Source organism: uncultured Bacteroides sp. (assembly GCF_905207245.1).
GTDB lineage: Bacteria > Bacteroidota > Bacteroidia > Bacteroidales > Bacteroidaceae > Bacteroides.
Window position 1 is genome coordinate 1 of sequence record NZ_CAJLKP010000064.1, and the last position, 25,061, is coordinate 25,061.

Annotated in this window: 18 protein-coding genes, 2 tRNA genes and 2 pseudogenes; 5 read left to right on the plus strand and 17 right to left on the minus strand. The window is 43.6% G+C overall.

What is annotated here, in order from left to right:
- Window positions 1-4: 4 nt before the first annotated feature.
- From QZ135_RS17510 to QZ135_RS17525, 4 genes are all read right to left on the minus strand, one after another.
- Window positions 5-77: transfer RNA gene (locus tag QZ135_RS17510), tRNA-Gly, on the minus strand.
- 8 nt (window positions 78-85) lie between these two features.
- Window positions 86-168 (minus strand) — tRNA-Tyr (locus QZ135_RS17515).
- Between the two features lie 62 nt (window positions 169-230).
- Window positions 231-725, minus strand: coding sequence for a 6,7-dimethyl-8-ribityllumazine synthase (ribH, locus tag QZ135_RS17520; protein ID WP_294612140.1), 495 nt, complete (start codon window positions 723-725; stop codon window positions 231-233).
- A 144-nt stretch (window positions 726-869) separates the two neighbouring features.
- Window positions 870-1,553, minus strand: coding sequence for a tetratricopeptide repeat protein (locus QZ135_RS17525; RefSeq protein WP_009129175.1), 684 nt, complete (start codon window positions 1,551-1,553; stop codon window positions 870-872).
- Between the two features lie 189 nt (window positions 1,554-1,742).
- Between QZ135_RS17525 and recF the strand changes: the two genes are divergently transcribed.
- Both recF and QZ135_RS17535 read left to right on the plus strand, forming a co-directional pair.
- Window positions 1,743-2,855 carry a DNA replication and repair protein RecF gene (recF, locus tag QZ135_RS17530; protein WP_294612145.1) on the plus strand — a complete coding sequence of 371 codons (1,113 nt, stop codon included), beginning with the start codon at window positions 1,743-1,745 and terminating at the stop codon, window positions 2,853-2,855.
- Window positions 2,852-3,142, plus strand: coding sequence for a DUF721 domain-containing protein (locus tag QZ135_RS17535; protein ID WP_073315156.1), 291 nt, complete (start codon window positions 2,852-2,854; stop codon window positions 3,140-3,142). The genes recF and QZ135_RS17535 overlap by 4 nt, the downstream gene beginning before the upstream one ends.
- A 3-nt stretch (window positions 3,143-3,145) precedes the next feature.
- Here QZ135_RS17535 and QZ135_RS17540 read toward each other — a convergent pair whose 3' ends face one another.
- The gene (locus QZ135_RS17540; protein WP_308757853.1) at window positions 3,146-4,675 is read right to left on the minus strand and encodes an ATP-binding protein; all 1,530 of its coding nucleotides are present in this window, start codon (window positions 4,673-4,675) and stop codon (window positions 3,146-3,148) included.
- Window positions 4,676-4,999: 324 nt separating this feature from the next.
- On the opposite strand from QZ135_RS17540, the gene QZ135_RS17545 reads away from it, so the two are divergent.
- Window positions 5,000-5,848 (plus strand): AraC family transcriptional regulator, encoded by an 849-nt coding sequence (locus QZ135_RS17545; RefSeq protein WP_294612154.1) that lies wholly within the window; start codon window positions 5,000-5,002, stop codon window positions 5,846-5,848.
- Here the strand turns inward: QZ135_RS17545 and QZ135_RS17550 are convergent.
- From QZ135_RS17550 to gap, 6 genes are all read right to left on the minus strand, one after another.
- A complete protein-coding gene (locus QZ135_RS17550) occupies window positions 5,796-6,356 on the minus strand; it encodes a 5-formyltetrahydrofolate cyclo-ligase (protein WP_294612157.1) in 561 nt (186 codons plus the stop codon). The genes QZ135_RS17545 and QZ135_RS17550 overlap by 53 nt on opposite strands.
- Complete coding sequence (locus tag QZ135_RS17555; protein ID WP_294612160.1) at window positions 6,298-8,040, minus strand: S41 family peptidase; 1,743 nt, start codon at window positions 8,038-8,040, stop codon at window positions 6,298-6,300. The genes QZ135_RS17550 and QZ135_RS17555 overlap by 59 nt, the downstream gene beginning before the upstream one ends.
- A gap of 88 nt (window positions 8,041-8,128) precedes the next feature.
- Window positions 8,129-8,590 (minus strand): dCMP deaminase family protein, encoded by a 462-nt coding sequence (locus QZ135_RS17560; protein WP_294612163.1) that lies wholly within the window; start codon window positions 8,588-8,590, stop codon window positions 8,129-8,131.
- An 8-nt stretch (window positions 8,591-8,598) separates the two neighbouring features.
- Complete coding sequence (locus tag QZ135_RS17565; protein WP_294612166.1) at window positions 8,599-9,120, minus strand: DUF4847 family protein; 522 nt, start codon at window positions 9,118-9,120, stop codon at window positions 8,599-8,601.
- On the minus strand, window positions 9,117-11,174 hold the full coding sequence (locus QZ135_RS17570) for a M3 family metallopeptidase (protein ID WP_294612169.1): 2,058 nt from the start codon (window positions 11,172-11,174) through the stop codon (window positions 9,117-9,119). Before QZ135_RS17570 ends, QZ135_RS17565 begins: the two co-directional genes overlap by 4 nt.
- Before the next feature lie 217 nt (window positions 11,175-11,391).
- The gene (gene gap / locus QZ135_RS17575; protein ID WP_294612171.1) at window positions 11,392-12,402 is read right to left on the minus strand and encodes a type I glyceraldehyde-3-phosphate dehydrogenase; all 1,011 of its coding nucleotides are present in this window, start codon (window positions 12,400-12,402) and stop codon (window positions 11,392-11,394) included.
- Between the two features lie 139 nt (window positions 12,403-12,541).
- Here gap and mscL point away from each other — a divergent pair, with 139 nt between their 5' ends.
- Window positions 12,542-12,979: a large-conductance mechanosensitive channel protein MscL gene (gene mscL / locus QZ135_RS17580; RefSeq protein WP_294612198.1), complete on the plus strand. Its 438-nt coding sequence runs from the start codon at window positions 12,542-12,544 to the stop codon at window positions 12,977-12,979.
- A 281-nt stretch (window positions 12,980-13,260) separates the two neighbouring features.
- On the opposite strand, the gene QZ135_RS17585 is transcribed toward mscL, so the two are convergent.
- Complete coding sequence (locus tag QZ135_RS17585) at window positions 13,261-13,956, minus strand: DUF5039 family protein (RefSeq protein WP_294612174.1); 696 nt, start codon at window positions 13,954-13,956, stop codon at window positions 13,261-13,263.
- A gap of 124 nt (window positions 13,957-14,080) precedes the next feature.
- On the opposite strand from QZ135_RS17585, the pseudogene guaA reads away from it, so the two are divergent.
- A pseudogene (gene guaA / locus QZ135_RS17590) lies at window positions 14,081-15,624 on the plus strand (glutamine-hydrolyzing GMP synthase).
- A gap of 59 nt (window positions 15,625-15,683) precedes the next feature.
- Here the strand turns inward: guaA and QZ135_RS17595 are convergent.
- From QZ135_RS17595 to QZ135_RS17615, 5 genes and pseudogenes are all read right to left on the minus strand, one after another.
- The gene (locus QZ135_RS17595; protein ID WP_294612177.1) at window positions 15,684-19,970 is read right to left on the minus strand and encodes a two-component regulator propeller domain-containing protein; all 4,287 of its coding nucleotides are present in this window, start codon (window positions 19,968-19,970) and stop codon (window positions 15,684-15,686) included.
- Between the two features lie 77 nt (window positions 19,971-20,047).
- A complete protein-coding gene (gene rhaM, locus QZ135_RS17600; protein ID WP_009129158.1) occupies window positions 20,048-20,362 on the minus strand; it encodes an L-rhamnose mutarotase in 315 nt (104 codons plus the stop codon).
- Window positions 20,363-20,381: 19 nt separating this feature from the next.
- On the minus strand, window positions 20,382-21,788 hold the full coding sequence (locus QZ135_RS17605; protein ID WP_294612182.1) for a glycoside hydrolase family 88 protein: 1,407 nt from the start codon (window positions 21,786-21,788) through the stop codon (window positions 20,382-20,384).
- A gap of 48 nt (window positions 21,789-21,836) precedes the next feature.
- Complete coding sequence (locus QZ135_RS17610) at window positions 21,837-23,678, minus strand: rhamnogalacturonan lyase (protein ID WP_294612201.1); 1,842 nt, start codon at window positions 23,676-23,678, stop codon at window positions 21,837-21,839.
- Window positions 23,670-25,043, minus strand: a pseudogene (locus QZ135_RS17615) (glycoside hydrolase family 28 protein); the annotation flags it as partial. The pseudogene QZ135_RS17615 and the gene QZ135_RS17610, both read right to left, overlap by 9 nt.
- Window positions 25,044-25,061 lie beyond the last annotated feature (18 nt).

Genomic DNA, 25,061 nt, shown 5'->3' on the forward strand with positions numbered 1-25,061 from the left:
TAAGAGCGGAAGACGGGGCTCAAACCCGCGACCCTCAGCTTGGAAGGCTAATGCTCTATCAACTGAGCTACTTCCGCAATTTTTGTGGGCAAAGATGGATTCGAACCACCGAAGGCGTAAGCCAGCAGATTTACAGTCTGCCCCATTTGGCCACTCTGGTATTTGCCCTTTTGCTTTTGAGTAACTTTGGTTAAGCACCTTGTTTTCTCAATTGCGGTGCAAAGATACGACTATTTTTGTAAACTCCAAGCGAAATCGATCATTTTTATTGCAGTAATTGCACATTCGTCACCTTTGTTGCCCAGTTTGCCACCGGCACGGTCCTCGGCTTGCTCCATTGTATTGGTAGTAATTAATCCGTAAATAACTGGAACATTGCCAGTTGCATTCAGTTGAGCTATTCCTTGAGTAGCTCCCATGCAAACATAGTCAAAATGTGGCGTATCTCCTCTTACTACGCAACCAATTGCAATAACTGCATCGACATTGCTATATTCTATAAACTGATTGGCACCAAAAGTCAGTTCGAAACTTCCCGGAACTGTTTTTACCAAGATATTTTCCTCTCTGGCACCATGTTTCTTTAATGTATTCATTGCTCCCTCTAAGAGCTTTCCGGTGATATCGAAGTTCCATTCAGAAACAACAATACCAAATTTCATTTCTTTTGCATCGGGAACAGAATTAAAATCGTATTCTGAAAGGTTATGATAAGCTGTTGCCATAGTTATTCTAAATTAATAATTAAAAATTAAAAGGGGAGAAAAGGGGAAAAAGAAACGGATTACACGGATCACACGGTTCTTTCTTCTATCCGCGTAAAATCTGTGTAACCCGTGTCTTGATATACTATATATAAATAAGGTATATTACTTCTTCAGCAATTTAGCTTGTTCGATGTACTTATCGATATCCATTGCCTGGTAAGAACGGAAATATTTGTCCTTAATCTTGGTGTATGCCTTGATAGCATCGTCATACTTGCCTTGCTTCACGAGGATTTCTCCAGCTTGCTGCAAGTAGATAGGACTGAGTGAATTGTTGTCAGCTTCATCAGCAGCGCTCATTAGCATAGAAGCTGCTTTATCCAACTGACCCAATTGTGCATAGCAGTTACCCATAGCTCCCTTCATTGCAGGAGCTATCATCTGGTCTTTTCCGCTGAAGCTATCCAGTGCTTTTACAGCAGCTTCATATTGTCCCAGGTGAGCGTAGCAAATACCCATGTATGCTTTTGCCAGATTAGCAGCTTTTGTTCCGCTGTATTCGTTGGCAATTTTAGCAAAGCCTACAAATCCAATACTGTCACCATTCAAAGCCTGTTCGTAAAGGTCGGCTTCAAAATACTCTTGTCCTTTGAACAATGCAGCCTGTGCTTTTTCTTCGCGCGGTTCAGCATAAAGGTTCTTGTACATAACTATACCGGCCACGATAATGATTACCGCTACTACGGCGCCGATAATTGCTTTTTTGTTTTTAACGAGAAATGCCTCCGACTGCGTCAGTGCTTCTTCCACATTCAAGGCTTCATTAGCTTTCTTTTGTTCTGCCATTTTTATATATTCTTTTTGTTATTATTCTTATTTAGCCATTTCGACCCGCAAAAGTAACTTTTTTATAGGTATCAACGAAATTTGGCGGCATCTTTTTTTCTTTTACGCCGGAAAAGCCCGAAAATCTTCCCACTTTTGGATAAGATAAATCGAAAGCATTATCTTTGTAACTGAATTTACTGCTGTAATATGATACTAAAACGTATATCCATACTTAACTATAAGAATCTGGAGCAGGTAGAACTCTCCTTTTCACCTAAGTTGAACTGCTTTTTCGGGCAGAACGGCATGGGAAAAACGAATTTACTCGATGCCATTTACTTCCTTTCATTCTGCAAAAGTTCCGGTAATCCCATTGACTCGCAGAATATCCGCCATGATCAGGACTTTTTTGTCATTCAAGGTTTTTATGAGGCTCCCGACGGTACGCCGGAGGAAATCTATTGTGGCATGAAGCGTCGGCAGAAGAAGCAATTCAAGCGGAATAAGAAAGAATATACGCGTTTGTCCGATCACATCGGCTTTTTACCTTTGGTAATGGTGTCCCCTGCCGATTCGGAACTAATTGCCGGAGGCAGTGATGAACGCCGTCGTTTCATGGATGTTGTAATCTCGCAGTATGATAAGGAATATCTGGAAGCCCTGATACGTTACAACAAAGCATTAGCTCAACGGAATACCTTATTAAAAAGTGAAGTTCCGGTAGAGGAGGAGTTATTTCTCATCTGGGAAGAAATGATGGCGCAGGCGGGCGAAATCGTCTTTCGCAAACGTGAAGCCTTTATCAGCGAATTCATTCCTATCTTTCAGTCTTTTTATTCCTTTATATCCCAAGATAAGGAACAAGTGGGGCTGACGTATGATTCGCATGCCCGTGATGCCTCCTTGCTGGAAGTGATAAAGGAAAGTCGCGTACGCGACCAGATCATGGGATTCTCTTTGCGTGGTATTCATAAAGATGAACTGAATATGCTTCTGGGGGATTTCCCTATTAAGCGGGAAGGTTCTCAGGGACAAAATAAAACTTATCTTGTAGCCTTGAAACTGGCACAATTCGATTTCTTGAAACGTACCGGTACTGCTGTCCCTTTACTCTTACTGGATGACATCTTCGATAAATTGGATGCTTCCCGCGTGGAACAGATTATTAAATTGGTGGCTGGTGACAATTTTGGGCAGATATTCATAACGGATACTAATAGGGAACATCTGGACCGCATTCTTCATAAAGTGGGTAGTGATTATAAAATGTTCCAGGTAGATCAGGGTGTTATTACAGAACGGGAGGAGGATGAAGTATGAAGCGCAATGATGCAGAACAAATAGGTGCACTTATCCGTAATTTCCTGCGTCAGGAGAGCTTAGAGTCGCCGTTGAATGAGCAACGGCTTATCAGTTCGTGGGCGGAAGTACTGGGCCCTACTATTGCATCTTATACCCGTGAACTCTATATTCGTAATCAGATTTTATATGTACATCTGACGTCGGCAGCTCTGCGCCAGGAATTGATGATGGGGCGTGATTTGCTGGTGCGTAACCTGAATCGCCATGTGGGAGCTCAAGTAATCACAAATATTATTTTCCGATAAAAATCAGACGGGTACTTCCTGACAAACTTTAGCTTCGATAGGTAACTTTATTTCAAATCTTGCTCCCTCTCCGAGCCTTGACTTTGCGCAAATCTCCCCGTTGAAATGCTCTACAATTGTCTTGCAAATGGCTAGTCCCAATCCTGTACCTTGTACAAAGGAGTCTCCTTTGTAGAATCGCTCGAAAATATGACAGAGTACTTCTTCCGACATACCTTTTCCGTTGTCTTCAACAAACAGTTCTACTACACCCTTTCCAGCCCGGTGATATCCTATCCGGATATTTCCCTTAGTAGTGAACTTCACCGCATTATTTATAAGATTGTTCATCACCTGTCCCAAACGTGCCGGATCGGCTGTAACTTTCATGTCCTCCTCTGATAAATCTGTTATCAGTTTCACTCCAGGCTTAACATTCAGCCGTTGCATGCGAGCAATATCAGTCAACATTTCATTCAAAGAGAAGGTGCTGATATTAAATTCCATTGTGTTCGACTCAATCTTCGACAAATCGAGAATATCCGAAATCAGTAGCATTAGCAGCTCACCATTTTTTTCGATGATTGCTGCATATTCTTCTATTTCTTCGGGAGTCAGTTCGGCTTGTTCGCTGACAAGCAGGGTAGAAAACCCTACAATAGCATTTAGTGGAGTGCGGATTTCATGGCTCATATTAGCAAGAAAAGCACTTTTTAGTTGGTCGCTGCGTTGCGCTTTGTGGAGGGCATCGTTCAGTGTGTCTTCAATATCTTTATGTCGTTGTGTGCTCATGCAGATGCCAATGATACGAAAAGGCAAGTCTGAAAGTTGACCGACATAAGTTGATTGCCCTTCAAACCATTCCCATTTTCCATCACCACGGCGTAAACGGAAAGGAACAGGGGTTTCATATAGATTGCCATTCACTTGTTGCCCAAGAGCTTCAAAGAGGTCTTTGCGGTCATCAGGATGTACCAGATCTGCATACTGCTCCATAGTCAACGTATAATCTTTGGTGGGGATTTTCAGATAATCGAAATAGCGCGGATCAATTATCATCAGATTGCGTTCCATGTCGAACGACCAGGGAAAAATCTGTGTCCGGCTCAAAGCTATATTGAGCATGTGCCTTTGTGTACGCTCTTCAAGTACGTTTCGCAAGTAAATGATGATTTTTACCAATTTGTCTTCTTCATATATTCCGGTAATTCCTCCTTGTATAAGAAAGCTGATATTTGCTTTTGATTCGTGTATAAAGCAATTTGTCGAAAACTGAATAGTGCGATTCTTCTGTCCTATCTCTTCCAGAAAATGAGGTAACAGATTCTTTTTGTCCTGAATGATTTCAATGATTTCGGTTGCAGGCTTACCGATTATTTGCTCTAAGTTCAGTTGTAATTCTCCCAGCAAAGAATCGTTCATTCGTTCGATAGTTTTATCCGGATTAAGAATCATTACTCCAAGCGGCCATACATCAAACAGTTGTCTGGAAACAGCATTTCCCACCCGTATGTCTTTTGCTGTCTTACTTCGTAAATATAGGTGCCAAAGCATTGCGCACAAAATGAATATTAAAATAGATAATATCGCGATAATTATTAGTAAATTATTGTAGTTCATGATCAAATTTTATTCGTAATCAATTTAAAGTTGTGTTAAATGAACAAAGGTCGTATTAATCTTTTGTTCAGGCAATGGATTGTGTTGGAAGTGATATTCTATTATTATCTTCTGATATTCCATTATGTGCAGATTGCTTACTTTTAACGATGAGTGTAATGAATGTGGAATAGAATTAACAGGTAATTAACTAAAAAGGGTGTTAATATCATGACTTTTGCAACCAAAAAGAGGTTTTAGCGTTATAGCAACAAAAATATGAGCACTCCGGAATTACATATATCTACAAATTTCACTACTGACGACCATATCAGCCGGGAGAAGTTGCTGGCATATTTTTCTGTTCTCAGAAAGACGAAAGCTTTTATTTTCGCTCTTTGTATCCGGGGGCATGTCAAGGTCGTGATTAATCTGGTGCAATATAATATTGGTGCCGGTACAATGATAGCCATTCCGGCGAATAGTTTCATACACGTGCTAAAGGCATCGGAGGATGTGCAGATGCATGCTATCTTTTTTTCATTGTCGTTCATCCATGAAACTCATCTGGATAAGCCGACTATCCATACATTTTATGTTATTGGCGAACGACCTTTGCTGCCATTGCCTGAGAAGATTTTCAGTATTTATACTGATACTTTTTCATTGCTTACAAGAGTACGTAGAGATGCGCCGTTCCTGTTCAGTCGTGCCACGCTGAAATCGATATTGGAGGCACTCCTGCAAGGATTTACGGAACTTGGTCAGAGAAAAGCCTTATTACAGGTGGCACCTCCTGACAAGCAATCTGCCATTTTCCGGCAATTTGTTCGCTTGGTACAGGAACATTATACGCAACAACATCAGGTGCAATTCTATGCCACTGAAATGGGCCTGAAACCCACCCAGCTTTGCCACATTGTGAAGAAAAAATCGGAAGGGCAGACGGCTATGCAAATTATCAACCACATACTGATTTTGGATGCCCGAACACTATTGCGTACTACATCTATTCCGGTAAAGGATATCGCACTGAACCTGGGATTCAACAATGCGTCGTTCTTTAATCAATTCTTCAAGAAACATGTAGGCATGACGCCACAGCAGTTCCGCAATTCTGAGAAGTAAGTTTATCCACTGTTATAATCGTATCCATGCGAATGTCGAACGGCTCCGCAGGCACTTCTTCTACTAATTGAAAAGGAAAACAGATGCCGGCTTTGAATGTCGTGAGATGGGGGAGCAGCCGGTCATAGTAACCTTTGCCCCGCCCCAAGCGGTTGCCTGCGACATCAAAAGCCACGCCGGGAATGGCAGCGAAGTCTATGCTTGCATAGTCAGTGAAGAGCTCTCCTGTAGGTTCTTCGATGCCATAAGCTCCTGTTGCCAGGTCTTCGGGTCCGGTGTAGACGCGCAATTCCAGATTGTCGCCTATAACAACCGGAAGCAATATCCGCTTTTCGCGACTCCACTTCCGGACAAATTCATGCGTATCAACTTCGTCCTTCAGTGAGTAATAAAGCAGGACGGTATGTGCTGCCCTGAAAGCTGGATGAACCTCCAAGGCAGCAAGTATTTCAGCAGACTGGGATTGATGCGTAGTGGAAAGCCCGTGCTGGGTCTTTAACAATGCCATACGCTTCCGCAGTTCTTTTTTTCTTTCCTTCATCTTTCTTTTCTTCCTTCAAAACTTCTTCCGGAGCTTTGGGGAATGCTTCCCCGTTCTCCAGAATTTCTAATGCTTTTTGTACGGTGGGGTCACCCTGGTTGATGTACTTGATGTAGGGCTCTCTGCCTAATATGTTGTAGATAATGTTTCCATACAAGTTTCTTTCCATCAGCTTGTGCGACTTGTGAATGAGAATATTGCGTCTCTTCACACCCTTGCTGTCGGCAAAGCGTATGAACTGTTCCACGATGCCTTGCTGACGAAGATACTTCAACATGTCTTCTTCATTATCAAATTCATTCAGTTTAGCCCGATTGCGGTCGGAATACTGGAAACTGAACTGTAAAGTCAGTCCTTTGTTGAGCACCTCAATCAGGTAAGAAGAAGTACCTGTCGTATCTTGCGGTACGAAAAAGTCGGGCATGATACCGCCGCCACCGTAAACAGGGCGTCCCAAACGGGTGGAGTAACGCAGGTTCTCATCCAGCTTGATGCTATCTTTAGAGAAGAATTCACCATGCTCATAACGGGTCAGCCAATCCATTTCATACTTGGCATCCTTACCATTCTTATAGGGGCGTTGGATGCAACGACCGGAAGGAGTATAGTAGCGGGCAATTGTCAGACGGATGGCAGAACCATCACTGAAATCAATCGGCTGCTGCACCAGTCCTTTACCAAAGGAACGGCGTCCTACAATAGTACCACGGTCATTATCCTGAATAGCTCCTGCAAAAATCTCGCTGGCAGAAGCGGAACCTTCATTGGTTAGCACCACCAAAGGCATTTTCTGGCAACTGCCTGTTCCGTTGGCATAGTCTTCCGTGCGAGGATATTTGCGTCCCTGCGCGTAGACAATGAGTTGTCCTTCCGGCAGGAATTCATTTACCATGCGTACGGCGGCTTCCATGTAACCACCGGTATTGTCGCGCAGGTCAATGATGATTCCTTTGCAATTATGGTGGCTAAGCTGGGCAATCGCATTCAGCAGTTCCACATGAGTGGTACGTCCGAATTTGCTAATTTGTATATAGCCGTATTCGTTGCTGAGCATATATGCCGCGTCAATGGTGTTTTGTGGAATGTCACCACGTGTAATGACAAAGTCCAGCAGATCTTTTTCCGTTGCACGTTTAACGCTAAGTTTCACTTTTGTACCTTTCGGTCCTTTCAGGGTGCGCATTGCTTTTTCATTAGTCAGAGGTTTGCCCACGAAGAGGCTGTCGTCTACTTTGACGATGCGGTCACCTGCCATCAGTCCAACCTTCTCGGACGGACCGCCCTGGATGACACTGTTCACATGAATGGTGTCTTCCTGAATGGTGAATTGAATACCAATGCCACTGAAACTACCTTCCAGCTCAGAATTTACTTCTTCCAGATTCTGGGCAGGAATATAAGTGGAGTGGGGATCTAACTCTGCCAGTATCTGCGGCATAGCCTTTTCCACGAGGTCCGTCATGTTGACTGTGTCCACGTATTGGTCTTCAATAACCCGTAACAAAGCATTCAGCTTGTTGGACGAGCCATTGATGATGCCCAGCGTATTTCCGGCGAAATGTCTGGCGTAAAATGTTCCAATCAGAATTCCCATTACTACGCTGATGGCGATAATAAGCGGAGTGAAACGGGAAGAGTTTTTTGTACTCATGTTCTTAAAAGTTGTTAGCTACGAGCTACATGCTACGAGAGGTAGCTGTATGCTTCGTATATTTTTGTTTATTGTTTGTTTAAGGTCCTCATTTATTACTTGTATCTTGTAGCCCGTCACTCGTAGCTACATATACTACTTCGATACCTGCGCGCTTCAGTAACTCGATTCCATCTTCCAAACGATATTTCTCTGAGTAAACCACTCGTTTGATACCTGCCTGGATAATCAGTTTTGAACATTCAATGCATGGTGAAGCTGTGACATACATGGTAGCGCCGTCGCTGCTATTGTTGGAGCAGGCTATCTTGGTGATGGCGTTCGCCTCGGCATGCAGCACATAGGGTTTGGTAATGTTATCATCATCTTCGCATACATTCTCAAAACCGGCAGGCGTACCATTATACCCGTCGGAAATTATCATTTTGTCTTTGACGATGAGTGCGCCTACCTGGCGGCGTATGCAATATGAATTCTCCGCCCAGATGTTTGCCATACGTATATAACGTTTGTCCAGCGCTTCTTGTTTCTCTTTTGCTGAAATGTCCATAATCTCTTTTAATTACCGGAATTACGTTGAGGAGCGAAAGAAATGAACTTTACAGTCTGTCCTTCTTTATAATAGATATAGAGGTTCTTGTTATCGCCGCCATATTTGAATGCGCTTTTTAATCCTTCTATAAAGGCTTTACCTAAATATTTATCGGTATCGGTACCCGCTTTGTCAATGGTCAGTTTAAGTTCCCGGTTCTCACCGTTTGCATTCCATTTACCATTTATGCTGGCAGAGGTTGCTCTTCCACTGAAAGTTCCGCCACCGGTCGAGTTGCCCAAGTCGGCTCCATCAAATGTCAAGGTGTAGTTATCCCCTGTGATGGTTTTGAAACTTTGTATCCGTGCATCTTCATTTCCTTGCCAGAAGTCATACATTTTATTCTGTCCTTCCACTGCAATGTAAGTCATGTACCAGGTCTTTCCGGTGAAGATATCAATAACATCATCTTCCTGTTCACAAGCGCTTAAAATGGGAGTGAGTAAAGCCACTAATAGTAACTGTATATATATATTTATCTTTTTCATTTTCCTATTCCGTTTCTGATTAATAATGCATCAATAGTTGGTTCCTGTCCACGGAAGCGTTTGTAAAGCACCATTGGATGCTCTGTTCCTCCTTTGGAAAGGATGTTTTCGCGGAATGAAGCGGCTACTTCCGGATTGAAAATACCTTTCTGCTTAAACAACGAGAATGCATCTGCATCCAGCACTTCCGCCCATTTGTAGCTGTAATATCCGGCTGAGTATCCTCCCGCAAAGATATGTGAGAATTGGGTACTCATGCAGGTTTCTTCTATAACAGGAAGAATCTGTGCTTTCGCCCATGCTTCTTTTTCGTAAGTTTTCACATCGCCGTCAAATGGAGTTGTACGGGTGTACCATGCCATGTCAAGCAGCCCGAAGCTAATCTGGCGCAGGCAGGCATAAGCTGCATCAAAATTGGAAGAGTCCACAATGCGCTGCACCAGTTCGTCGGGAATCAATTTTCCTGTCTGGTAATGTCGGGCAAAGGTGTGGAGGAACTCTTTTTCGATGGCAAAGTTTTCCATGAACTGGGAGGGAAGCTCCACAAAATCCCAATATACATTCGTACCGCTTAAGCTCTCATAAGTGGAGTTTGCAAACATGCCGTGCAAGCTATGTCCGAATTCATGCAGGAATGTTTCCAGTTCGCCAAATGTCAGTAAAGCTGGCTTGTCCTTGGTCGGCTTGGTGAAGTTCATTACAATGGATATATGCGGGCGGCTGTTTTCCCCCGTGGTTTCATCAATCCATTGCTCTTTATAGGAAGTCATCCATGCGCCCGAACGTTTGCCATCTCTGGGATGGAAGTCGGTGTAGAGTACGGAAAGGAACTTGCCGTCTTTGTCGAACACCTCATAGGCATCCACGTCTTTATGATAAACCGGAATATCGGCATTCTTCTTGAATGTGATGCCATATAAACGGGTAGCCAGCCCAAATACGCCCTCTTTCACTTTGTTCAGTTCGAAGTAGGGGCGAAGCATTTCGTCATCTATCTGGAATTTCAGGTCTTTCAACTTATGAGAATAATATGCCCAATCCCAAGGCATAACTGTGAAATCATCGCCATTCAGTTGGCGTGCCAATGCTTCCACTTCTTCATATTCTTGTTTGGCGGTGGGAGTATAGGCGTCCAGCAACTGGTTCAACAATTTATATACTGCATTGCTGTTTTCTGCCATTCGCTCTTTCAGATTATATTCAGCGAAACTATTGTATCCCAGAAGTTGCGCGATGGCCAGGCGGATGTTGGCCAGCTTCTTTACAATCTCCAGATTGTTGGTTTCATTATCATGGCTGCACTTTGTGTTGTATGCCATGTAGAGTTCACAACGCAAGTCGCGGTTGTTGGCATACATCATGAACGGACTGTAGCTGGGAGCTTGCAATGTGAACACCCATCCTTCCACGCCTTTTTCTTTGGCTGTTTCGGCGGCTGCATCAACGGCGCTTTGAGGTAATCCCTCCAATTGTGTTATATCCGTCAGTACCAGCTTGTAGTCATTGGTTTCTTTCAGGTTGTTTTCTCCGAATTGCAGGGTCAGCAGGCTGAGTTCTTTACTCAGAGCACGATACTGTTCTTTGGCTTCTCCTTCCAGATTGGCACCACTACGGACAAAGCTATTGTAAACCTCTTCCAATAGCTTATTTTGTTCGGGAGTGAGATTGGCTTGGGCTTTTTGGTCATATACCGCCTTGATGCGTGCAAATAACTTTTCGTTCAGAGTGATGTTATTGCTGTGTTCGCTCAATAGTGGCATCATGGTTTTGGCCAGTTCCTGCATGTCGTCATTTGTCTCGGCACTGAGCAAGTTGCCCAATACGGTGCTGACCTGACTTAGTAATTGCCCGGACTTCTCATAAGCTGCCACAGTGTTGGCAAAAGTGGGTGCCTCCGTATTGTTTATAATGGCATCGATTTCCGCATCGTGACGGCTGATGCCTTCACGGATGGCAGGTTCATAATGTTCGGTCTTTATTTTATCAAACGGAATGGTTCCGTGTGGGGTAGAATACTTTTCAAAAAAAGGGTTTTGAGCCTGTATCATGTTCATAAGGCAAAGCAATGTTAGAGTTAGTTTTAATTTTATCATACGATGAATGTATCGGTAAAAATAATCTAACTGCAAAATTGCAAAAAAATAGCTGATTTGACGAAGAACCAACTATATTTTAACAAAGTATATTATTCAACTTAAGGCGGTTATATAAAAAAAACAGGCAACCTCAATGAGGCTGCCTGTTTATATGGTATTTTAAATACTCTACTGATTAGTTGTTAACTGAAGCCATGTGAGCGATCAGGTCAAGAACTTTGTTAGAGTAGCCGATTTCGTTATCATACCAAGATACGACCTTAACGAAAGTATCAGTCAAAGCGATACCAGCTTTAGCATCGAAGATAGAAGTGCGAGCGTCACCCAGGAAGTCAGAAGAAACAACCGCATCTTCAGTATAACCCAGAACACCCTTCAATTCGCCTTCAGAAGCAGCTTTCATAGCAGCGCAGATTTCAGCATACGTAGCCGGTTTAGCCAAGTTTACTGTCAAGTCAACTACAGATACGTCCAAAGTCGGAACGCGCATAGACATACCGGTCAATTTGCCGTTCAGTTCAGGGATAACTTTACCTACAGCCTTAGCAGCACCAGTAGAAGAAGGGATGATGTTGCCAGAAGCAGCACGACCACCTCTCCAGTCTTTCATAGAAGGACCGTCAACTGTTTTCTGAGTAGCAGTTGTAGAGTGAACAGTAGTCATCAAACCGTCAGTGATACCCCAGTTGTCGTTCAATACTTTAGCGATAGGAGCCAAACAGTTAGTAGTACAAGAAGCGTTAGATACGAATTGAGTACCTTTCACGTAGCTCTTTTCGTTAACACCGCATACGAACATCGGAGTGTCATCTTTAGAAGGAGCAGACATAACAACGTATTTTGCACCAGCTTCGATGTGAGCTTGAGCTTTATCTTTAGAGAGGAACAAACCTGTAGATTCAACTACATATTCTGCACCTACTTCATTCCACTTCAAGTCAGCAGGATTTCTTTCTGCAGTGATACGGATAGCGTTACCATTTACAATCAGTTTGCTGTTTTCAACATCAGCTTCGATTGTTCCGTCGAACTGACCGTGCATAGTGTCATACTTCAGCATGTAAGCCAAGTAGTCAACCGGGCAAAGGTCGTTAATACCAACGATTTGAATATCGTTTCTTGTCTGAGCAGCGCGGAATACGAAACGTCCGATACGTCCGAATCCATTAATACCTACTTTAATCATTTTGTTTAAACTTTTAAGGGTTTTATAATATTTGTTCAAATATCTCTCTTCTCTTGAGCATTTATTTCCGAAATGCGGTGCAAAAGTAAGAAAATGTTTTTATATTCGCACTTAATTTTATAATTAAATAATGGAAATGATGGGAAAAAGTTCATTTTTACAAGATTTTAAATCATTTGCCATGAAAGGCAATGTGGTAGACATGGCTGTCGGTGTAATTATCGGTGGTGCGTTTGGTAAAATTGTGTCCTCTGTTGTGGCAGATATTATTATGCCGCCTCTCGGTCTGTTGGTGGGCGGTGTGAACTTTACGGATCTGAAGTGGGTGATGAAACCCGCTGAAATGGTGGACGGTAAGGAGATTGCAGCCGTTACCTTAAATTATGGTAATTTCCTGCAAGTGACATTTGATTTTCTCATTATCGCTTTCTCTATTTTCTTGTTCATCAAGTTGCTGACCAAGCTGACGGCTAAGAAAGAAACAGAGGCTCCTGCAGCACCTCCTGCTCCTCCTGCACCGACGAAAGAAGAAGTGTTGTTGACGGAGATCAGAGATTTGTTGAAAGAAAAACGATAAAAAGAACAATCTCAGGACTCTCACCATACCCGGTCCGTATCTGGACCGTGTCAAAGCCGTATCAAGTCTAAGCGTATGGATACGGAGAAAGTACGGCTTTGACACGGGGAGGGTACGTAAAAGCTGGAAGAATAGAGCAATTTTTGAAGGCTTTTGATACCCTGTCAGCAAGGAGTTAAGAGTTTGTGAACAAACTCTTAACTCCTTGCTGACAAACTCTTGACTTCTTGTAACGTGTTGCTAATCAGTGTACATTTGTTGTGTTTTGAATGGGATTTATCTTACTTGGATGGAGTTATGTGATATTTTAATTTTTGATATTCCTGAAGCACTTCTCTTTGTAGATTTTCCAGCAGTCTGATTTCTACAGATAATTGATTGAGAGCGGCATTGGAGTTGAGAATATTTTCGCGCTCTTTATAATCTATGATGCCATTGGGTACCACTTCCTGTTTATTCTTGCTTTCTTCCAGCATATAGCGTGCGGCGGCTATGTAGTAGCTCCTGAGAGCTTTCTGTTCTTTATCTCGCATGGGGCGGTAGTCCTTATTCTCATCGGATAAACGGCGATAAAAATTATTCATGGCTACGTTGATTTCTTTACGTGTTTCCTCTTTAGCGGTATTCCGGTAGGCAGAGTCCAATTGTGTGTACTCGGAATAAGTATTCAACATCTTTTTTAGTTCGTCTTTAGCTGTTTCATAAGCTTCTTTGGAAGCAGCCAATTCTTGGGGTTTTAATTCGAAAATGATATAAGTCAGTTTCGGTTCATTCTTGATGTTTACTAACTTGTTGGATGCACTGCAAGCATCCAGATATTTTTCCATAAGTGTCCAACTGAACAGTAATTTCTTTTGCTGTAGATCGGTACGCATGATTTCGAGTGATTTTTCTAACTCAACAATTCTGTTTTCCTGTGCTTGCAGGCATACGATATTGCATAAAAGCAATAGTAGTAAAGTATTGATTTTTCTCATGTTTTCCTGTGTATTAAATGATTTATTTATTTGCAAATATAGATTTTCCGCTCTATAATTCCTATTATTCCCTCAGTTTTTCATACTTTTGCAGCTCATTTTAAACTAAATCCATACAGATTATATGCAGGAAAAGATTATCATTCTTGATTTCGGTTCACAGACCACACAACTCATTGGTCGCCGTGTTCGCGAACTGAACACATATTGCGAGATTGTTCCTTATAATAAATTCCCGAAAGGGGATGAAAGTGTGAAGGGAGTCATCCTCTCGGGTAGCCCGTTTTCTGTATACGATGAAAGTGCGTTTAAAACTGATTTGAGTGAGATTCGTGGAAAATATCCTGTTTTGGGTATCTGCTACGGTGCGCAGTTCATTGCTTATACAAATGGCGGTAAGGTGGAAGCCGCGAGTACGGACGTGCACACCTGAGTTCCTTTGATAAAGATAATGTTCTGTTCAGAGGTGTAAAAGCAAATACGCAAGTGTGGATGAGTCATGGAGATACGATCACTGCCATCCCCTCAAATTTTAAAACGATTGCTTCGACGGATAAAGTGGTGATTGCCGCTTATCAGATAGAGAATGAGCAGGTGTGGGGAGTACAGTTCCATCCGGAAGTGTTTCACTCGGAAGATGGCACGCAGATGCTGAAGAATTTCGTAGTGGATGTTTGCGGTTGTAAACAGGACTGGAGTGCGGCTTCCTTTATTGAAACGACTGTTGCCGAACTGAAAGAACAGTTGGGTGATGATAAAGTAGTTCTTGGTTTAAGCGGTGGTGTAGACTCTTCTGTGGCTGCTGTGTTGCTGAACCGGGCTATTGGTAAGAATCTTACTTGTATCTTCGTTGACCACGGTATGCTCCGCAAGAATGAGTTCAAGAATGTGATGCACGATTATGAATGCCTCGGCCTGAACGTTATAGGCGTAGATGCCAGTGCCAAGTTCTTTGGTGAACTGGCTGGCGTGATGGAACCCGAAGCAAAGCGTAAGATTATCGGTAAAGGTTTTATTGATGTATTCGATGAAGAAGCCCATAAGATTAAAGATGTGAAATGGCTGGCACAAGGTACTATTTATCCTGACTGCATCGAGTCTCTTTCTATCACCGGGACGGTTATTAAGAGCCATCACAATGTAGGTGGTTTGCCTGAAAAAATGCACTTGAAACTTTGTGAACCACTTCGTTTGTTGTTCAAGGATGAAGTTCGTCGTGTAGGTCGTGAGCTGGGTATGCCCGAGCATCTGATTACCCGCCATCCTTTCCCCGGACCGGGTCTGGCTGTACGCATTCTGGGCGATATTACTCCTGAAAAGGTAGCTATTCTGCAAAATGCGGATGATATCTATATCCAAGGCTTGCGCGACTGGAAGGTGAAAGATGCTGATGGTAACGAAACATCCCTTTATCATCAGGTTTGGCAGGCAGGTGTTATTCTGCTTCCCGTACAGTCGGTAGGGGGGGGGGGAGATGAGCGTACATATGAACGTGCTGTTGCGCTTCGTGCGGTAACTTCCACTGACGCCATGACAGCGGATTGGGCACATTTACCTTATGAGTTTTTGGGTAAAGTATCCAATGATATTATTAATAAGGTGAAAGGAGTAAACCGCGTAACCTATGATATTTCGTCAAAACCGCCTGCAACGATAGAGTGGGAATAAAATAATAAGAAAAAGCGCCCGAAGCATTGTTTCGGGCGCTTTTTTTATCATTCTTCTTCTTATTTTTTTTTTTCTTCTTCCGTATCGTTCTTCCCTCGCAGATATACTGATGGCGAATGTCCAAACTGCTTCTTGAAACATTTGCTGAAATAGAACGGATCTTCGATGCCTACTTTATAGGATACTTCCGCCACTGTATAACGGTTTTCGAGTAATAACTCCGCAGCTTTCTTCATTCGGATGATGCGCATATATTCATTGGGAGAATAGCCGGTCACTCCCCGCACTTTGCGATAGAATGTAGAGCGTCCCAATCCCATAATCGCAGCCAGGTCATCTACTGCAAATTCACTATTGCCAATCTGTTGTTCCAGAATGGCTTGAAGTTTATCCGCAAACTGTTTATCCTTTTCTGATGTGCAGATAGTGGGTGTTATCATACCGGGTTCGTCCGAGAACTTTTTCCGTAACTTCTCCCGCTGTTTTATTAACTGGAAAGCCCTTGCCAGCAATAACTTGGGACTGAAAGGCTTGGTGATGTATGCATCCGCCCCGCTTTCTACACCTTTCAGGTGGTTTTCGGCAGAACTCATTGCAGTTAATAATATGATGGGGATATGACTGGTATCGAAATCGCTCTTAAGTTTGCGGGTCACTTCAAAACCTGTCAGTCCCGGCATCAATACATCGCAAATGATAAGGTCGGCGTCATATGTGCGTGCGCATTCCAGACCGGAAACTCCGTCAGCTTCGGTCACTACCTCAAAATAGGGTTTGAATTCGTCTTTCAGGAACTCCCGTACATCATTGTCATCCTCTATGATGAGCAATTTGTATGGATTGGAAGGCTCTCTTGCCTCTATTTCGTTAACCTCAGGAATATCTGTTTCCTCTTCGTTTTCTTTCTTATAAGATTTCTCTTCCAGGAAAGCATTGTGCGGTATGAGGAAGTCTTTTTCTTCATATATGCTTGTTGCTGTGGGAAGCGAGACGGTGAATATGGAGCCTCCCCCCGGGTTCTCATCATAAATGATAGTACCTTTATGCACATTCACGAGTTCATGTGTCAGGTGCAGACCTATTCCGGTACTGTTACTGGAGAAATTGCTTTGCATAAAACGCTTGAACAGTTCTCCCCGTTTCTCTTTAGCAATGCCGATACCGGTATCTGATACAGAGATTTCCAGGCATTGCTTTTCTTCATCAACAATGGCCGAAAGGGTGACTTTGCCATTACTTGGGGTATATTTGAAAGCATTTGAAAGCAAGTTATAAACCACTTTATCCAGATTTCCTTTATCAATGAACATCTTGTAAGAAGCTACTGAAGGTTGAAAACGGAAATCCATATTCTTGGAGGCTGCCGTATCTTTGAAGCTCAAGAATATTTCGTGAAGAAAGCCCATAACGTCCGTTTCTTCCAGAGAAAGGGCCAACTTATTGTTCTGCATCTTACGGAATTCCAGTAACTGGTTAATCAGTCGCAGCATACGTTGTGTGCTTTTATTCATTACTTTCAGAGAGTTATTCATTTCTTTGGGAATCTTCTCCATACTTTGTATTTTCTCTAAAGCTCCTTGTATCAAAGTCAAAGGTGTACGGAATTCATGTGAGATATTAGTGAAGAATACCAACTTGTATTCCGTCAGTTGCTTTTCTACCTGTACTTTGTTTCGTAGGAGATTGAAATTCCGTACCAATCTGTATGCAATGTAGAGTATAATTAAAAATAATACTGTGTAAGTCAGGAATGCCCAGTTCGTTTTCCAGAAAGGAGGGGTTACTATTATTTTTAAAATAGCTTCCCGATCTCCTGAAATACCGGTAGCATTACAAACTTTTACGTGCAGATCGTATGTGCCCGGCGGTAAATTCTTGTAAGAAGCAAAACTTAATGAGGAGGGCTTGCTCCATTCTTTGTCATAGTTTTCTAAACGATAAGTATAGGTATAGCTATTACTTTCTGAATAGTCAAATGTGGTGAAATCTATAATAAAAGAGCTTTGGAAATACTTCAATTTGATTTCATCTGTGTACATCATTGCACTGCTTAACGGTGAGTCTACGTCTCCCGGACGCATGGAAATTCCATTTACCTGTAGATTGGTGAATGTGACCACCGGATTAGGCACTGTACCTTTTCCCATTTGTTCAGGGTTGACAACTAATAACCCATAGTTGGTGCCAAACAATAATCTGCCATCTTTGGCTACACAGGAGCTATTGTCACTGTAGACGTCTCCTAAAGTATAGGGCGAGAAAAAGAAGTTGTCAAAGGTTTGTGTATCGGGACTAAAGCGTGAGATACCATATTCGGTCGAAATCCATAATTTCCCTTGCTTATCTTCTGCAATGGCTTGAACCATGTTGTTCACTAACCCGTTGTTAGTGTTGTAATGCTTGAAGCTTAAGTTTTTGTAATCGCTTGCAGGAGTACACGTGCTTAATCCACCCCCTGATGTACCAATCCAGATGTCCCCTTGGGTATCCTGATAAATACATTTGATTTCATTACTGCGTATTTTTCCATTATTATAATTGTATATCAGGTAATTTTCGGGGTTGTTCATCAGCGAGTCCGGATGGAATACATATACTCCGTCACTATTTCCTACCCACATCCATCCATTCTTGTCTTCCATGATGGCGCGCGTCCGCCGTTGCCCGAAACTTTGGTTCAGGAAGTGCCGGAAAGTGTATCCGTTTTTACCTTTGACGGCTACATCCAGCCCACCTCCGAAAGTTCCTATCCACACTCGTCCTTGCCGGTCACAATACAAAGTGAAGATGTGATTGTTAGAAATGGATGAGGGGTCCTCACTCTTGTTCACATACCACTTTCCATCTATACAAAGTCCATCTCCGCGACTGCCCATCCACACTGTTCCATCGTTGTCTTCGGTTATCGCATATATATTGGAAGTGAAATGATATTTCTTTAGCTGCTTATTCATCTGCGCATCATAAGTATATACGCCTCCGCCCCGTGTGCCGATACAGATTTCATCATTCTTTAGCCGGGTTATCATCCGTACGGTATTGGAACGGTCGGATAAGGAAATTGCCTCCGGGTAGATACGTTGTATGCCTTCATTTAGAATGCTCAGGCGGGTAACTCCGGCATATTCGGAACTGACCCAGATGGCACCGGAACTGTCTTCCATGATATATTGCAAGTAGTTGGAACTGATGTGGCTGAAGCCATCAATCTGGAAATCGAAATGCTGGAGTTCTTCCGTAAAGGTATTGTAGGCGAAGAGCCCGTTTCCGTATGTTGATATCCAGATGATTCCCCGGGAGTCGTGTACCACATGGTATCGCTCCATATCCACATAGTTGAGTTTATCCGGAGTGCTCAGTTGGAGAGTCTTGATAGCTCGAGTCTTGGCATTCACGTACCATACTTTTCCTGTATGGTTGTAAATCCAATAATTACCCAGATTGTCGGTCAAGACATTGCCATTCCGGATATCCAGTTCCGGTTGACGGCTGACCTGGCATGTTTTCATGTCGAATATATATCCGCCGGTGGAGGTAAATATCACCCAATCGTCTTGCAGGCAAAGCGTTCCGTATATGGTGATATTGTTTCTCTCCTTTGGAAGCCGGGCGACTGTTGCTGCTGGATTACTTCCTTCCTTTTTAGAGATGATGCCACCGTTTGAGAGGAAGAAGATACTTTTCTCGAAAGACTGGGCTGCAAAAGCATTGTGCTTTTCAACGATGAAGCTTTTATCGCCTACAATTTGGGATACACCGCAATTTGTTCCTACCCAGATACCCCCTTGTTGGTCTTGGTATACATAGGCAACACTGTCCGATGGCAAGTTCCCTTTATTCTTTTTATAGGTTACTGAAGTAAACGTATTGTTTCGGTATGTGATTCGCCGACATCCATTTCTGTTTTGCCATAGCCAGATGTCCCCGTTGGCCGCTTCTATTTTACGGTCGTAATTCTGGCGGTATTCGTTGCAACCGGTGAAGTCAACAAAACAGTCTTTCTTTAAATCATAGCAATTGAAGAATTCACCGGAGGTCTCTATCCATAGGAGCCCGTTTTTATCTTCACTGATGGTCCTGGCGTGGTTGGTAGACAATGCTATCCGTTCTTTGTTTGATTCGCTTTCGGGCAAGAAGGTGACGAATGAATTACCGTCGTAGCGACTGAGTCCGTTCAAGGTGCCCATCCAGATGAATCCTTTGCTGTCCTGAAACATATAGCAGACAGAGTTGTTGGGCAGCCCATCCGAAGTCGTCATATGGTTGGAACGTACTTCGACGGAAGCTGAAGAAGTGAAAATAAGGCAAAATAAGGATGTGCACAATAATAGAAAGTGCTTTTTCATATTTCATAGATTATTAGTACGTAACAAAAATACGGAAAAAAGTGCATTGAAGGTCTGTTTCAATGCACTTTTGTTTTTTAATCCATATGGAAAACTTCTGGAAGTGGTATGGTTACCGGAGAGTTATCAGGATTTACCTCCATAATATCCGCCATATAATCCCACCATTTTTGGACAATGGGATTGGTACCCATATCCTGTGACGACTCTTCACCTTTCGTCTTTTGGCAAGCAAAGAGTATGTTGGTATCTTTGTCCCAGTAAATGGAATAGTCATATACTCCGCCGTCAGACAACATCTTTTTCAGTTCCGGCCAGATAGCTGCGTGTCTTTTTTCATATTCCTTCTCGAAACCGGGTTTCAGGAACATTTTGAATGCTTCTCTTTTCATGATACATTATTTTTAAGGGTTATTTGGATTCGGTTACACTGAAAATAGGCGCTGTTGTTTTTTGCTCGGTAGAGTAGTATTGTATGGCGCTGTCATTCATTTTCGGGTGTTGTTTGTTTAATAGGTTAATCATTTCGGCTCCTGCCCAGATGACGGGACCATAGCCATGAGCGGCATATACATTGACCGGACGATAATAGTAGAATGCCGGGTCGAAAGCCATACCGGTGCCCACGCAGGTACCTTCCACCTGTCCTTCCGCATTGATTTGTGTGGAAACAGCATGCCAGCCCAATTGGGCTACAGGTCCGTAAGCCAGCGCATCCAGCCATCCTTTGTTGATGCCATGAGCCATGCAATATACATAAATAGCGGTTGCCGAAGTTTCCAGATAGGAGTCATTGCGGTCGAGTAGTTGGTGCCAGAAACCTTCTCCGCTTTGACAGGCAGCCAATCCACGGACATGCTCACGGAAGAGTTCCATTAGTTTGGCACGTTGGGGATGGTTTTCGGGCATCACATCCAGCACTTCGGTCATAGTGAGCAACGCCCAGCCATTGGCGCGTCCCCAATGAAAAGCAGGATGGTCTTGCATGCTTTCTACCCAGCCATGGCGGAATAATTTCTTCTCAGGAACCCACATCCGTTCGGCAAACTGGAATATCTGACGGATAGCTTCGGCAAGATATTTTTGCTGGTTATCTTTTGCTAATTGCGAGTACCAGGCAACAGGGGGGATTCCCATAAACATATCGTCCAGCCACAGTGTGTTGAGTTGCGGGCGGGTACGTGCAAATGTTCCATCGGCAAGACGGTATTCTTTATTCAGAATGAAGTCGAGGTAGTTCTCTATCAGTGGATAGAGGTTGAGGGACTTATCTTGTAACTGTGCTTTTATCATGGCAGCACAAACGGCTCCGGCATCATCAAGAGCATGTGGAGTCAGGATTTGTTTCATCTGTGGATCCGTGGTGCCGTTTTTTTCAAGCATTTCGCGGAAGCGCGGGGCTACTTCAGCCAGGAAATTGAAACGGTCTGTCACATATTTCTTGTAGTCGGCGTCTCCGGTGGCTTCGGCAGCAGCCAGCATGGCGGAGTAAGTAACTCCCCATTCGTAGCTTGCAAGGCGGAAAGCACCACGTTCCAGTTGAGCATCGGCAGGCAAATTAGTGTAATCGGTGATTACCTTCCCTGTTTTTTCGCTTACTACACGGGTAGGAGTGGTCTTTTCCAGATAGCGGAGCACGCGGTCGATATCAGCTTTTACTTCGCTGGTGGTGAGTGCTTTATAAGGAACTTTATAAGCCGGTTGCAAGAGGTGCAACGGGGTATTCGAGTCATTGATAACTTCTTTCTTTTTCTGGGCATAAACGTTGATGCCGGTTAGTAACAAGGCACCTGTGATGCAAAGTGTCTTAATATTCATAATTTTTATTGTTTGGGGATGCTGGTTTATTGTTCAGCATCCTGGTTATTATTTAAATTCGTACCCTCTGAACTTCCCTTTCAAATCCGGACCAAAATAGAAACCGGGTTGAGTAGGTTGGTTATAAGCTACATTCTGTGTCGCAATACTGATGCGATAAACCGGATCTTCCAGGAAGGTATGGAAACGGTAATCGGTTGCTATCGGAGATACATAGAGGCGGAGAGATTTATTATCTTCCGAACGGAGAAGAACTTCTTCACGCCAGTCACCCGTGATGTCACCTTGCAGACAAGGATTTGCTTTGGTACCGTTGTTTGATACGGCTCCGGTGAAGGTTACCAGAGGTTTGCACACACCGGCTTCCCAGTCATATTTGGAAACTACATTCTTGTCCAGTAATTCGCGAAGCAGATCGCCGTCCCACCATACAGCCATATTGACGGAGAAGGTTTTGATATTCGGATTGACCACTTCACCTTTGATGTTGCGTAATCCTTTTGATTCCCACGACCACATTTCCACACCGGGGTTGGTCGGGTCAATATCTGCTGCCATGCAACGGCCCACGTCTGTACCACTTTTTACCTGAAAGTAGACTTCGCCTGTGGCTGCGTCGCGGAAACTTGAACCATCTTTTTTATTCTCATGGCAATCCCATACCTGAAGACCCTTCATGGAAGGAGAGAATTTGGTCAGATGAATAGCGTCTCCATGTCCCATTCGAGTAGAATAAAGGCCTTTACCATTATTATCAATAGCACAGGAACCGTAAATGATTTCGTCACATCCGTCTCCATCAACATCGGCTACGCGGAGGTTGTGGTTTCCTTGGCCTGCATAAGCTCCATTACCCGGAATATTGCTGTCGAATATCCAACGCTGTTTCAAGTCTTTTCCATCCCAGTCGAAAGCAGCAAGTACTGTTCGGGTGTAATAACCGCGACACATAACTACACTTGGGCGGACACCGTCCAGATAGGCTACTGCTGCAAGAAAACGGTCGCTTCGGTTGGCACGGTTGTCTCCCCAATCTTCCAGATTTCCACGTTCAGGGACATAATCTATAGTTTTCATAGCCGCCCCTGTAAGGCCATTGAATACTGTGAGATATTCATTCCCGGTCAGGATGCGGCCCTGATTGCGGCGTGGGTCACCCGGTTCACGATAGTCGGCAGAAGCATCGCCGATAACATTCCCCTGTCCGTCAATGGTTCCGTCGGAAGTCTTCATGATGATTTCGGCACGTCCGTCGCCATCGAAGTCGTAAACCATAAACTGGGTATAGTGGGCACCTGCACGAACATTATGTCCCATATCGATACGCCACAGCTTTTCACCTGTCAGTCGGTAACAATCAAAGAGTACATTGCCTGTGTAGCCGTCATGGGCATTATCATGAGCATTCGACGGATCCCATTTCAGGATAATTTCGTATTCTCCGTCACCGTCAACATCACCGATAGAAGCGTCATTAGGCATATAAGTATACTTTTGTCCTGCGGGAGTTACGCCATCTGCAGGCGTGTCAAGGGGAATATTGATATATCCTATCGGTGCCTTAGCGGGTAGGGTATAAGTCCCTTCGGCGTGTCCTGTTTCTATTCCGTTCACTATCGGTTTTACGGTATAAGTCGCCGCTTTTTTGCTTTTATAAGTATCGCGATAGAACGTTCCGGTGGTAGCAGGTACTTCCGCAATCTTCTTTCCATCACGGTAGAGGTTGAAAGCAGTGTTTTCCGGATCGGAAGAAAGATAACGCCAGGAAACCGCTACTTCCGAAGGATTTTCCCGGATGGCAACCACACCTCTTCCCAATTTTTCTTTTTGTAGTTTGGAGTAATCGTAAGCCGGAGCATTGGCAGCATTTCGGAAGCGGTCGTAAGTCATGTTCTCTTCGACTACATTCTCAACATTCTGCACATTTTTTATGAACTTGGTGACTTCACCGGCATGTACATTCTTTATGAACACATTCTTGGCAGGTAGTTTGGCATCACCTTTCAGGTCATAGATGGCTTCGGTACGTTCGCAGGATATATTGTTCATATACAAGCCATCGATGCGTGTAATCCGCTCTTCATAGGTAGGCACCAGATTGCGCCATTGGTAAAGTACATCGGTATCTATTTCCAGTATGCGTTGCATCTTTCCTGCTTTCACATTTTCCATGTGGATGTTTTCAATGAAACCTCCTCTGCGGTGGTTAGTCTTGGCAAAGAATAAACGGAATACGGAGTCCGGCGCAACGCAATCATGCATGTATACATTGCGGATTCCGCCTGACATCTCACTGCCAATGCCCAACAAAGTATGTCCCTTTATGATATCGCAGTTCCGGATAACAATATTCTCACATGGAGTATCCAGGCGCCACGCATCTTGGTTGCGCCCGGCCTTGATAACTACCGCATCATCTCCCTGGTCGAATTTACAGTTTTCTACCAGGAAGTTACGGCTCATTTCTAAATCGACACCATCATTATTATGACCGTGGGCGCGCACATCCAAATTGCGAACAATGCCGCCGTCGCACAGATAAAGATGAATAGTCCAGAACGGGCTTTCACGAATCTTGAACTGGTCGAGCAATACGTTCTGACATCTGTTGAAGTGTATCAGGTGCGGTCGCAGGTTATTCTCTCCTTTAGCCATCTGTCTTTCTTTCACGGGAACATCCGTTGAGGCCATTGTGTATAGTTCCGCAAGTGCGTCCATATGAGGCTGGGGGCGCTTGAACCATTTACGCCAGGTGTCCATGATGGGTTGAAGCGTTCCGGTTCCGGTAATGGCAATGTTCTCACAGTCGAAAGCATAAACCAGTGGGGAATAATTGTAACATTCCATACCTTCCCATGAAGTCATTACGGCAGGCAGGTAATCTTGCGGATTATCCGTGAATCGCAGTACGGCATTTTCGGCCAAATGCAGATTGACATTACTCTTAAAATGGATAGGTCCGGTAAGCCACTCTCCGGCAGGAACGACCACACGTCCGCCGCCGGCACGACTACATGCGGTAATGGCGCGTGAAATGGCTTTTGTGTTGTTTGTTTTTCCATCAGCTACGGCACCGTATTTGGTGATAGGGAAATCGCGATCAGGGAATATAAATTCCTTAATCGGTTCCATCGTGAAAGGTGCACTGACAGTTACTGTCTTGTATTTTGGGGCAGGTATAGCCCCTGATAGTCCAATGGCAATTATTGCAATAGCTGCAATACTTCCCAGAGATTTTAAAAAAGTTCTTTTCATGGTATATGTTATTTCATC